Origin of the sequence: Gudongella ferriphila, from assembly GCF_046224405.1 — a bacterium.
Lineage (GTDB): Bacteria > Bacillota > Clostridia > Tissierellales > Tissierellaceae > Gudongella.
In genome coordinates, this window is sequence record NZ_JBJXRK010000001.1 from 136091 (window position 1) to 149299 (window position 13209).

A 13209-nucleotide genomic window follows, 5' to 3' on the forward strand; every position below is an offset into this window, starting at 1 on the left:
ATATTCACGATCGCACTGCAATACTTCATTAATCGTGTCCAAATTCACTAAATTTTCTGTTATAATAGACTCAATATAGTTTTTATAGGTTACTGGGATATCGTCTCAAAATCTTACTCTCTACTTTAAACTTATAGTAGATACAGTTACCTTCAAGAGCCTTCAACGGTTACTTTAGTTGATATAGTTACTATTTTTGAAAGGGGGGCTATGGATGGCGAATACTAACACTCCATATCTTTGTGGAGGAACTTTTTTTGTTCTTTTGTTACAAATTAAAAAATTACGTAGTAAAGCAAGAGATAAATTCAACGGTGGTTCTGATGGTCTCAATGATACAGATCTAATGAAAGGTCTTATTTATGTCGTTACTGGACAAAGTGTAAACCCTTACAATGATTCATTTAAAAAGAACACATCAGAATATAAATCTTGTAAATATAATGGTGGTACGTATATCCCATTTAATGATGTTTCTACGGTAAATAGTTTTGATACTGCTGTAAAACAAAAAAACTCCGACACCTTAAAAAGAATGTCAGAGTTCGCAAACGAATATTTGATTGTTGAAAATATGGTTAAAAGACAATGGCTTGTTAAAGCTTTACTGGAAGTCATTGAGCATGATGTAGAAATCAAAGACGAGGATTTACTTTACATTAATAGTGATGGGGATCCCGTTCCAAAATCGGAACTATTAGGAATTAATAACTTCGAACTTGAGCCTTTTCTAATAGGGGTACTGCACTATATTTTGTTATATCGTAAAGCTAACACAATGGGCCGAAAAACGTTTGAATCATGGCACTCTAAAGAATCCCCCCATTCAGAGTGGACTTTTGTCAGTACGATCGGGAACGCAAATCAACGTCAATTAACAATATCCATGATGGATGTAGAAAAAGAGGATCCTACTGGATATTCAAAAGATAAAGAAGAAATTCCAGAACCTGAAATAATAATCGATGAGGCTGAATCATCAGCAAAAAATGTAACGCAGATAATTAATAACCCTACAATTGTGAATCAGCATGGGGAGAAGAATATCCACATAGATCACGTGGATACATTAAACCTGTAAGGGAGGTGTAATAATTGAAAAATGAATTGCAACAAATAACCTCGCATGGGGTACCCACTAATCAAAAAACAGTCAACCAATATGGTGATAAAAATGTCCATGTAGACCATGCAGATAATATCCACCAGACTGTCAATTTTAATTTTATAATGCGAACGCCCGGTGGCAAACGTGAGAGTGTCAGCCAAACAATAAGTACCGATTATTACAACCTATTTGTTATTGCCGGTGAGACTTTTGAACATGATCATTTTCTTGTTCCTAAAAACCGTGCTTTAATTAAGGGTAATATTTCCAATGAACTATTTGAACGTTTATCATCTCTTACACCAGAAGCAATAGAAGAAATAAAGACTTTTCCTTCATTATTCGCAAGTGAGAATACCGATCATTGGGGCAGGACAGATCCAGAACAAGAAGCCATTTACGGTATTGTAAGAGATATAAGAGTTCAAGATAATGGAATCATGATTTATTACAAAGAATTGAATTATATACCTCAACATAAAATTAATGAAATCTCTTTCAACCTCGGAATGGGTCACCCACGAGCGCTAGTTCCGTTAAATACTACACAATGGACAATAAAGAAAATCAACCTTATAGAAGCATTAACCGATGCGGGCATAAGTGTTTTAGCACCAACCTAATAATAAGAAAGGAAGGCGATATGATGCAGCAAAAGATATCCTCTGAAATCACCTGTATTTCGTTAAATGATGCTACCTATAAAGACTGCGGTGTTTCCATTCAGCCTACTCTTGTGAATTTCTTTTTCGGGAATAACGGTACTGGTAAATCTACAATAGGAAAAGCTATAAAAAATGATTGTGGCATATCATGGAGAGGCGGAAAATCAGCTTCAGACTATAACGTACATGTATACAACTTGGATTTTATTAACTCTAATTTACAAAATTACCACTGTATGCCTGGAGTTTTTACTGTAAATGAGTTGAATATTGAAATCCAAAAACAGATTGAAGTTAAAACTAAAGAAAAAGAAACAGCATCTGAAGCTCTAGTAAATATGACTGATGAAAAGAAGAATAAAGAAGATGCCAATACGGCTTTATTTTCTATATTTCAAGATGAATGCTGGGAAAAAACCAGAGATCTACGCGAGTCATTTTCAGGAACCCAAACAGGAAAGAAAAGAAAGCAGCAGTTTGCTGAAGCTATTCTTGATACTAAAACTCCAAAAGAGCATGATCGTTTAGTTTTGAAAAGACTATATGATGCTGCCTTTTCCTCCGATTCCAAAAGGTACGATTCGTTTAATATCATAAATGACCCTTCAGTTCTTGATACACTTGGAGGATTTGATATTCTTGAGAAATCTATTGTAAGTAGTACTAACACGCCTTTTGCTGAATTCATTAGCGCATTAAATGCTACAGCCTGGGTTCGTCAAGGTCATGAACAATATCATAATACTCCTGACGGTAAATGTCCCTACTGTCAGCAGAAACTTCCCGATGACTTTGAAAATGACATAAAAGCTTGCTTTGATGCTCAGTATGAGAGTGACACCAGAGCACTGAAGAATTATTATGAAGATTATAAACAAAAATCTCATGATTTATTCTTACCTCTACAATCAATACCACAAGAAATTTATCCCGAAATCAATATTACATTCTACAACGATAAACTTGCAGCTTTAAAGGGTTTGATATCCTCTAATCTTCAGCAAATATCAGAAAAAATCGCCGACCCATCTATTATTGTTAGCATCAATGAAACTGAGCCTACACTAAAAGACCTTAAGGACATCATTAATGGATTTAATAAACTCATCAGTGAGAACAATGACATCATTGATTCGAAAAACAAAAAACAGGCAGAATGTAAAATAAGTGTATGGGAGTTACTTGCTTTTACAGTGAAAGAAGAAATTAATCGCTACAAAACAAGTAAAACAACAGTGGAAAAAGAGATTGCGAATCTTACCTCGCAAATTACCACTACAAAAAATACTGTCCAACGTATAACTGGAGACATTTCAAGCCTCAATAGGCAAATTGTTAATACAACATCTACGATAGACAGCATAAATACTCTTTTACGTGATTCTGGATTTCAAGGGTTTAGTCTAAGAGAAAAAGTAGGAACCCCAAATGTGTATGAAGTCATTCGACCTGATAAAAGTATTGCAGAAAATTTAAGTGAAGGTGAACGCAATTTCATAGCCTTTCTATATTTCTATCATCTAGTACGTGGAAGTGAAACGGTCGAAGGGGTTAGCCGAGATAAAATCGTGGTCATAGATGATCCTGTATCCAGTATGGATAGCAGTTCGCTGTTTATCGTAAGCGCACTTGTAAGAGAGCTGATTGACATTTGTGAAAACAATGCTGAAGAACGAGAACACATCGTCAGCGGCGATTTTATAAAGCAGATTTTCATTTTAACCCACAACGCTTTTTTCCACAGAGAAATTACATACAACCAAGTAAAACACTATCAATACGTGAATTTCTACCTAATAAATAAATTGCTTAATAAGTCATCAATCAGATTATGTGAAAAGCAGAACACGGAAATCCCAACTGAAAGGATTAATGTTAATCCGGTTCAAAACTCATATGCAGCATTATGGGACGAGTATAAAGAGCTTTCATCTTCAATACCACTTATGAACGTTATGCGACGTATTCTAGAATACTATTTTTTGCAACTATGTGGGTATGACGGTATATCACTTCGAAGGAGGATATTATTGGAAAACAAAGACCATTTTATCATCCAAAAAGAAGATGGCAGTGAAGATACAACTCAATATCAAATGGCATCTGCCATGCTTTCTTATATTAGTTCAAACGCCATTAGTATGAACGACGGAATGAACTATATTGATAACTGCATTGATCTCACAGAGAGTCGCATAACGTTTGAAATGATTTTCAAGTTAATGGGACAAGAACAGCACTATAAAATGATGATGGGCATCAAGTAGATTCTAGGAATTGAGGAGGCCACAATATGTTAAGAATCAGCTACAACAAACTATGGAAATTATTAATTGATAAAAACATGAATAAACAAGACTTAAAGGAATTAAGTGGTGTTAGTGCCGCCTCCATAGCTAAGCTAGGGAAAGGTGACAACATTACAACTGATGTACTCCTTAAACTATGTGAAGCTTTAGACTGTAACCTTGAAGATATTATCCAAACGGTCCGAGATAAAGAAAAATTATGAAAATGAAAAAGTCACTATCCCCTTACATCTGTTCGTTTGCTTTCTTATCCAATCAAAAAACCCTACTCTTTAATTGAGCAGGGTTTTATCTATTGGAAATAATTAATTCAAATCAGCCGACTGACATATTACTAACAAGACTCTCAACTGTATTGTTAATCATATTCTTCCACTCAGGAGCTTCACATCTATCTCTGTGCTGTTCGCACTCATTCATTAGATTGATGACTTCTTGAGGATTCGCTCTACTATTAATAAATAGAGCTCTAAAAAACATATTAAACTGCGTGATTGTTATTGGGATAATACTTAAACTCATTTTCTCATCATTACGTGAGTACCAAACACCAATTCTAAACGTCTCCGCTGTGTTTGAGTCAATATTATTCGCAATAAACAAACCATAGACGGGCTTCCCATTTTCTTCAATATAGTGATTCATTAAATCAGCAACATGACGTCTTACAGGCTCTCCTTCTGCAGCTTCTTGCCTCGAATTTTCTGTAAGAGTGACTTCAATAACTATCACAAAATTTTCGAATTCCATAATTAGATCCGGACCATTTCCGGGAGCTGTGCCCACCGGAAGAAAATCCTGATCAATTTTAAATCTTCGTGCTTCATACGGTTTATTTGTCAAACTGTCAATTGCTAGAAAAGCTCGCCACAACACCCACTCTAGATATGCTGGCGTTTCACTTCGAGGAATCACGATTTCCGTTTCTTCGTCAATTCTCTTTCTCTCTCTTCTTGATGCTATTAGGTCTATGTAGGCAGCTATCTCTTCCCATTGTTCAGCTTGCTCACTCGCATAAATCTCTTCTTTAACTTTAAAAATGATATCTTCAATCTCATGTCTAATTATAGCTATATCTGCAGGAGTATCTGTTGATTTGCCTCTTAAATCAAATGGTATTCCCATGGAGGATAATTGGCCTAATAAATCTTGTAGAACTTCAAATGCTGCATCTTGGCTATCAGTTGGAAGGATAGCACCATTACACATTGAACGATATCTTTCTAACTCACTAGTGGGGACAGAAGTGTCATTTGCCATTAATTCAGAAAAATATCGTTTCTCATGAACTAGCGCTATCCCTTTCCCCTTATTTTGAACCAGTCCCGTTGCTTTTAAATATCTAAAATTTGCATCTGCATAGTCTCTGAAAGTGGACGCTTTCAAACCATGAAGATCAGCAGTTTCGTTGTATTTTAGATTGTCAAATCTACGCTTTGACTCTACATCGTTTCTCTCATTTCTAAAGTTTAGAATGTTGTCAGTTATTGCGTTTTTATCATCGGCACTACTAGTTGTTTGAACGAAAAGAGCCATTTCAATAAAGCTAATGGATGCCTCTCCAGTTTTTCTCTCTATTTCTAACAAAATTGCCAGAGTATGTCTCAACGGTGAAAACCATATTTTTTCGCCTCCTGATACCTCAATTTCAATAAACTGGGCAGCTAAAGCTCTCAAAAAACACTCTTGCATAGCAGGAACCGTCTCTGATCTGATTAATCGCCATCCATTCGGTGTTATTGTATCCAAGGCCCCTATATCTTCCTGACGTATATCTGAAGATCGTGGGATTTCTGGATACAAAAACCCTAGTTTGCCAAGGGCTGATCTCCACTTTCTGCCAACACTATTTGTAGCATCCGTTCCTAAAGAAACAATTCCATGTTGTCCAAGTAAATCTCGAAATGCTCGATCACCTTCTTGTTTACGAATATTCCCCTGTAAATGAGAAGATGATAGTGCGACTAAACCGTCTCTCAACCTAAATGCGCTTCGTACTGAAGTATTTCCAATATACCAAATAGCCACAATATCACCCCTTTAATATCCGACAAACAGATACTCTTGAACTTTGTTGTTGTTATCTCCAACCTTGTGCCCTTGATTTCCAAATGAATATCGGTAATCTACAGGTATTACTTCAACATGTGATTTATGTTTAGATAGAATAGAAACCATTTCATCTAACGTTGGTAAACTATTAGAAGAATATGACACAATTATTATGCTGCTTTCATATTTTTTGAACAATACATCAAAAGCATCTGCCGCACCATTTCTTGTTGAGAAAGGAGTTGGATAGGATTTAAATTTCTTTGTTAGAGTGTGTTCTTGAATTTCTACATCCTTCCAATCTCTCGCTAATCCTTCAACAAAATGATATCTTCTAACATACTCATTATCTGAATATGGAGAGTAGTAAGGTGGATCAATATACACCAAATCTGGTTTTTTAATACGTAGTTTCATCGCATCAGAATTTTTTGATTTGTTCTTTTTTCCATTATCGAAAATCGAATTATTTATATCTTTCACAGCATCCAGAAACTGTTCTTCCAATGATTTCCGTAAATCCTTTCTTCCATCATTATATCTATCACCTGTATATGTAAAAATACCTCTTGGTCTTTTTTTAATACAAGCACGTATCAGTGCGGCCATTGCTATTGCTCTTTTATATGGACTTCTGATTTTTGAGATATTTAGGCGAAGTGTATCAATCAGATCATTCTCAGAATCAGTAAAGTAAAGGTCTTTAAATGTTTTTGAAACAAAACCATCAGACTCTCTTGATTTAACTAAAAGCTTTTCGGCTTCGATCTCGGGCAATGTGATTGAGTTATTTTCAATCATAGCTTTTGTAAATGTTGCCGACATCGCCATGTAGTCATTGCTAACTACAGTTTTCCCTTGTGCCTTAAACATGTAACTTACAATTCCTGAACCGGAAAACAAATCACATACACTCTCAAATTCAAACTGAGAAGCAATATCCCAAATTTGTGTTAATAGCTTGCTCTTAGAGCCCATGAACCTTGTTGCTGGATATTTATCAACTTGCCTTGGTAAGGGTTCAGGTACCAAAGATAAAGTAATATTTTTCTTAGGTGGAATATTTACAATAACATCTTCACCTTTTCTCCCACTACCATTACATGAAATATATCTCTTTGTTTGATATACATCTATATTAAATGAACCATACAGGTCATGTACAAGTGGATGGTTTGAATTTGTAAGGATAACATGACATCCAATTTCCTGCAATCGTTGGACTTCTTTAGCTAGTTCAATGTGATCTTCTTCATAAAACTGTTCCTTGGTGTATCTTTTGAAATCTGAGTACTCGGACACAGGTAAATATGGAGGATCTAAAAAGATTAAATCATCTTTTTTTGCATGCTCGTTTAATATGTCCAAATAATCGCCGCAAACAATCGTAGCCCGTCTTAACATATTTGAGGCTGCATACAACGCTTCTTCATCACAAATATTCGGATTTTTATATCTTCCAAAGGGAACATTAAACTGTCCTTTTTTGTTGACTCTATAAAGCCCATTGAAACACGTCTTATTCAAATATATCGTTCTGGCAGCTGCATCAACTGAAGATAATGAGTTATAGTCTAAAGCCCTCATATTATAAAAAAATTCTTCGTTATTCTCGTATTTTTTAAGTTTACTTATAATTGCTTGAACATTATTGGCCACTTCTGTATATAAGTTTATTAACTCAGGATTACTATCTGCAATGATTGCCTCTTCAGGATTAAGCGCAAAAAATACAGCCCCGCCACCAAAAAACGGTTCAATATAGCGCCCATATTTAGTAGGCATCTTGGGTATAATATCTTCTAACATCTGTGTTTTCCCACCAGCCCACTTGAGTATTGGGCGTGCTGTGTTATTAGAATTGTCATTTTCAGTGCTGATTTTCAGTGAATTACTCAATATATGTCGCCCCCTCATTATCGTCGTTTATTATTTCCATAATATCACCGATGTCACAATCCAAGGCTTTACAAATTCTAAGCAATACATCAGTTGTAATATTTTCGTTCTTTCCTAGTTTTGCTATTGACGCATGACTTATACCGGCCACTAAACAAAGATCCTTCTTTTTCATATCACGATCAATCAACATCTTCCAAAGTTTTTTATAACTAACATGCAATTTGGCCACCTCACTATAACAACGACTTTAATCTATGATATCATCAAAATTCAGTGATCGCAATATAAATTTCAGCGTTTGGTGAATTAAATAAACATAACGCAATTTCTAAGTTGTTGCCATTTTATCTGTAATTTTATATTCATCTTATCAACTCAGCACGTTTTTGACAGCAATCCTATCAACTCACAAGCCCTAAAGTAAATCTAACCACTCAACCTTACAAACTGCCATTCTTAGATAAGTTCCCACAAAATAAAAAACCGTGATTATCCTTCTGGCTTGAAGCCAGTTCTCAAATCACGGAGAGTCCTTATTTACTAACACTTCTACATTATTACTTCTCTACTCTTGATAGCAATACTACCGTCTCAACGTGCATCGACACATTACTCTTATACAATTTAACAAATGAAATACAAAAGGGGGTAGATTTTTAGTTTCTACCCCCACTCATATCAAATAAAACTTTTAAACTAATTGGTTATATTTCTTTTTTTATGAGATTCGTAAGATTTGCTGACACAAAATAGTAGCTATGGTAAATCTACTTTCAATGGGTTTGCTGTTATTATGCCTGCTACACTAACCCCACTTTTATCATAACTAAATCCTATTGTACTACCTCCGCCTGTCAATTGAAGGTTACTGTAAATATTGGTTTTGTAATTGCTTTCAATGCTTATATTTTCCTGAGTTAATGGGTTTTCTATATGAATATAAAAGTTTGTATCATTACCACTTGACCATTTCCAAATATTTCTTCTAATATAGGCAATTACAGGATTACCTTCATTGTCTACTGATATAGTGTACCCACTTTCTATATAGTCTGCTGCCCAGGAACCACTACTGCTTAAATCTTGATATGCTCTTTGTACTAAGATTTCAGCTCCATCGGAAGTGTTGGAATACATTAAATCCGGTCTATTGTAAGGGTCAGGGCTTCCCTGTGAATCAAGATAAGTGAAATGAATTATTTCATTATATGCTACCGTGTATTCAATACCACTTATGACTCCATACGCCTGTACTATTGAATGTTCTGATTCAACTGCATTTTGTCCTATTGCAACAACTCTGGATACTTCAATGTTTCCTTCCCACATATATATCAATGCTACCGAATTATCCATTGAAACAATATCAACTACTGATGTGTAGTTTTCAGCAACCACATCTCCAATAGTGCTGACCTGTCCTTCCAATACTGCTATCAATCCTGACTCACCCATATAAAAGCTAATGTCATTACCCTGATAGCTTCCCGTACCCAGTTTTGTTCCATTGGGATTAACCATAACTCTTACAAGAGCAGAAGATGTTCCACCGTTTCCATCACTTATCTCATAGCCAAATTCATCCATTCCAATAAAGTCAGTATTAGGATCATATCTTAAACTGTCCACTTCTTGTGTTACTATTCCGTTTGTTCCTTGAGTATAGCTTGTAATACTAAGAGTATCTCCATCTGCATCAGTGTCATTGGCTAGGACGTCTATTAATATTGTCATATTATTCACAGCAGTTACTTCATCATCTGCTGCCACTGGTGCATTATTGATTAAATCCAGTGTGATCATATGATTTGAAGGCCCTATCATACTTTGGGTATCTGTATGTGTTGTATATCCTTCTTTTTCAACCTTTATATCATACAGTCCCACTGGCAAGTCATATGTCCATTGGCTGTTCGAAGCTGTAAATGTCCCAATCAATACATTGTCTGAAGAGTCTGTTACTGTAACAGTTGCATCGCTTGGAGTGACCGTAATCCTTAATGGATAAGTAACAACTGGAATCTCTTCAAACTCCGCTGTCACATTTGTGTCCTCTGATACAAAAGTCAGCTCTACAGCTAAACTTGCACCCATAGATGTCCCGTTAAGTTTCCAATCCTTGATTCTGTACCCATCGTCAGGAACGGATTCAAATATTAATGACGTTCCTCTGTAAACCTTCATTCCATCTGTTACATTTGCATAGGTGGTACTGGTTGCTGTTATACTACCGTTTCCTCCTACTACACTAAAATTTAGATTATACTCAATTGTTTCAAACTCAACAGTCAAGTGGATGTTTTGAGATACCGACTCCACATCAAGAGTATTTGTTTTTCCCACTTCTCCACCATTTAAGGTAATCGTCCTTATTTGCTTGTTTTCGTCTGGGGTTATTATAAACCTGAAGTTAGTTCCCTGCGGAATTTCATCTCCACTGCTTATTAGTGCATCAGATGAATCAGGTTCTATACTAAGACCTTCATAAGCCTGTATTGTTCCACCTTCGCCTATAACTTCATATGTTACGGTATACATTATTGGTGATACTGGTATTTCTTCAAACTCTACTTTGACATCCACATTTCTATCCATTTCAACGGTATATTCTGTAGCTGTAAAATCACTGACGATTGTTTCGTTTACAGTCCAAGCTTTTACGCGGTATCCTTCGCTTGGTGTTGCTATGATTCTTACTGTGTTCCCAGGGTAAGCTTGGGTTCCACTTGGCACTTCTGCTGATAGTGTACCACCGTCACTAACTACTGAATAGGTTAATGTATAGGTTTCTGGTGTTGGGTTGATTAATTCAAATTCTACTTTGAAATCTACATCCATATCCATATCTCTTGAAACTTCTAAACCCGTTAGCCAATCAATTACTTCTCCATTAACTGTCCACTCTTTAAGTTTGTATCCTTCATCTGGTACTGCTGTAAATGATACTGAACTTCCTGCTTGTGCTTCTCCTCCATTAGTAACTGAGGCTATTAGTGTACCACCTTCGCCTATAACTTCATATGTTACGGTATACATTATTGGCACAACTACCATTTCCTTAAATTCTACTGTTACTGTTGTATTTTCACTTACTGTTCTTGTTAGTGTGTTTCCATTTTCTACTACAGCCCCATTCACTTTCCATTCTTTAACCTCATAGCCTTTGCTTGGGGTTGCTGTGAATGTTACCGATGTTCCTGTGTTTACACTGTTTCCACTTGTGGCTGTTCCTGTTAGTGTCCCATTACTTCCTACCACTGAATAGTTTACTGTGTAGGTTATTACTGTTCCACCACTTGAACTACCTCCACTAGTTCCACCTGTGCTTGGTGATTGCTCTAATGGTTTTGCATCTTGTGTTTCTGTTTTTCCATTTACATAAGTTTCATTTGGCTTAATCTCTACCCCACCCGTGCCAATTACATCATTGGCTCCCTTATCTACATTGATTTGGGTTTGTGGTGTCGTTATAGATGATCCACTTCCGCCTGCTTCTACTTCTACTTCTTTAACTTCTCCACTACCCTCTATTATTACTCTATTGGCTTTAATTAAGACTTTTTCAATTTTGGAATTTTCATCCACTATTACTTTACTTCTTGTTCCGTTTACTTCAACTTTGTCTATTTCCGTATCTCTTGCCAATACAGTAATATCAGGTGACTGTACGACCACATTCTTAAATTTACCCTCTAATATAACATCGGCTTCACCTTCTACTGTTGCTACTGCTATCTCAACACCTGTTTCATTGAGTATTCTTACTTTATTTCCGTTTTTAACGATAATTATTGTATCTATCTCTGAGTCACCCTTGATTATGATGGAATTTTCCCCACCACCTCTAACCAATACCCTACCCTCTACTTTTACATTTTCTAATGTTACTTCACCTTCACCTACACCATCTGCAATAATCAAATCACCCTTGATTACTAGGTTTTTTAATGTGGCATTTGGCACATTAACTACAACATTTCCTTCACTGACTTCTTCATAGACTTCTGATGTGTTTACATAATCTTTTATAATATTGTGCATTACTTGTGCAAATTCTGCTCTAGTTATATTAGCTTTAGGATTCAACTTCCCATTTGAACCACTAATATACCCACTATTAACCATTCCGTTGACACTTTCTTTTGCCCAATCTGACACTTCAGTACTATCCATAAATATTTTGTTTGATGTTTCTGCTTTTAAATTCAATGCTTTTGATAGTACACTTAATACTTCTTCTCTTGTAATTGGGTCATTTGGTCTTAATTGGTTTGCATACCCTTTGAATGTTCCCATTCTTACGGCTTTTGTCATAGCATCATAGTACCAATCTGTTACTAATACATCTGTGTAGCTTGAAATATCTACACTCTCTGTTGCTCCAAAAGCTCTGTTAATTACTGATGCCATTTCTGCTCTCGTTAGGCTCTTTTCTGGATATATTTTTCCGTTATAACCTGACATTAAACCATTATCTACTGCTTTTGTTAATGCCTCTGTTGACCAGTTGTTTGGCATATCCACAAAACCTTGTTGCTCTTGCGCTAATGCTTGCATTGGTGATGCAAACATTAAAATGATTACCAGTAATATTGATAACTTCTTTTTCATAAATATAACTCCTTCCTATATTTTTTGGCTCTGTCACAACTAATGGTTGATTTTTAACGACTTTATAAACATTGCTGTTACTGCGTTTCAAAACGATGCAAACGTAAACACCTATGATTCATAGATTGTAAAAGTGAAAATCTTTGCATTTCTTATAAAAAGTAACTTAATTTCAACCATAAATAGTGACAGAGCCTATTTTTTTAAAATAACAGATGCCTAGATATTGTCTTGTTAAAAATTATAAGATATTTCTGAATGTTTATCAATATAAAAAATGTTTACCTTGACTTTGATCAAAATTTTTACTTATGTTATTTGGGTTCAATCAATTAGGCAAAACTCGCTAAGAGGGGGTAAATCATAGAAAACTTTTTATTTTTGATATAGGTACACTAAAAAACATTTATCTGATTATTATTTCAAACTCCCTATTATTAAGAATTACTTCGTTGTTGGAACCTATAATTTCTTTAGCTAAATGTATTGCGTTACCACATAACCTTTATATAAAATAGCAAATCGTACTGTTACCGGGGTAAATACTCATTTTCTATCCCCC

General features: G+C 35.4%; 8 protein-coding genes. 4 read left to right on the top strand and 4 right to left on the bottom strand.

What is annotated here, in order from left to right:
• The first annotated feature begins 214 nt into the window (after positions 1-214).
• The 4 genes from ACKVDP_RS00750 to ACKVDP_RS00765 are packed head-to-tail and all read left to right on the top strand — an operon-like array spanning position 215 to position 4285.
• Positions 215-1081: a hypothetical protein gene (locus ACKVDP_RS00750; RefSeq protein WP_409226876.1), complete on the top strand. Its 867-nt coding sequence runs from the start codon at positions 215-217 to the stop codon at positions 1079-1081.
• 14 nt (positions 1082-1095) lie between these two features.
• The gene (locus ACKVDP_RS00755; protein ID WP_409226877.1) at positions 1096-1731 is read left to right on the top strand and encodes a hypothetical protein; all 636 of its coding nucleotides are present in this window, start codon (positions 1096-1098) and stop codon (positions 1729-1731) included.
• Positions 1732-1751: 20 nt separating this feature from the next.
• Positions 1752-4040: an AAA family ATPase gene (locus ACKVDP_RS00760; protein ID WP_409226878.1), complete on the top strand. Its 2289-nt coding sequence runs from the start codon at positions 1752-1754 to the stop codon at positions 4038-4040.
• Positions 4041-4066: 26 nt separating this feature from the next.
• Positions 4067-4285, top strand: coding sequence for a helix-turn-helix domain-containing protein (locus ACKVDP_RS00765; protein ID WP_025434906.1), 219 nt, complete (start codon positions 4067-4069; stop codon positions 4283-4285).
• Between the two features lie 112 nt (positions 4286-4397).
• Here ACKVDP_RS00765 and ACKVDP_RS00770 read toward each other — a convergent pair whose 3' ends face one another.
• The 4 genes from ACKVDP_RS00770 to ACKVDP_RS00785 form a co-directional block, all read right to left on the bottom strand.
• The gene (locus tag ACKVDP_RS00770; protein WP_409226879.1) at positions 4398-6110 is read right to left on the bottom strand and encodes an AlwI family type II restriction endonuclease; all 1713 of its coding nucleotides are present in this window, start codon (positions 6108-6110) and stop codon (positions 4398-4400) included.
• A gap of 12 nt (positions 6111-6122) precedes the next feature.
• Complete coding sequence (locus ACKVDP_RS00775) at positions 6123-8033, bottom strand: Dam family site-specific DNA-(adenine-N6)-methyltransferase (protein ID WP_409226880.1); 1911 nt, start codon at positions 8031-8033, stop codon at positions 6123-6125.
• Positions 8026-8256, bottom strand: coding sequence for a helix-turn-helix domain-containing protein (locus ACKVDP_RS00780; RefSeq protein ID WP_025434903.1), 231 nt, complete (start codon positions 8254-8256; stop codon positions 8026-8028). Before ACKVDP_RS00780 ends, ACKVDP_RS00775 begins: the two co-directional genes overlap by 8 nt.
• Positions 8257-8792: 536 nt before the next feature.
• A complete protein-coding gene (locus ACKVDP_RS00785; protein WP_409226881.1) occupies positions 8793-12647 on the bottom strand; it encodes an InlB B-repeat-containing protein in 3855 nt (1284 codons plus the stop codon).
• Between the last annotated feature and the right edge of the window lie 562 nt (positions 12648-13209).

Excerpts from the sequence above, each read along its gene's own strand:
- ACKVDP_RS00785 (WP_409226881.1), bottom strand. The coding sequence starts at position 12,647 with ATGAAAAAGAAGTTATCAATATTACTGGTAATCATTTTAATGTTTGCA.
- ACKVDP_RS00760 (WP_409226878.1), top strand. The coding sequence starts at position 1,752 with ATGATGCAGCAAAAGATATCCTCTGAAATCACCTGTATTTCGTTAAAT.
- ACKVDP_RS00765 (WP_025434906.1), top strand. The coding sequence starts at position 4,067 with ATGTTAAGAATCAGCTACAACAAACTATGGAAATTATTAATTGATAAA.
- ACKVDP_RS00750 (WP_409226876.1), top strand. The coding sequence starts at position 215 with ATGGCGAATACTAACACTCCATATCTTTGTGGAGGAACTTTTTTTGTT.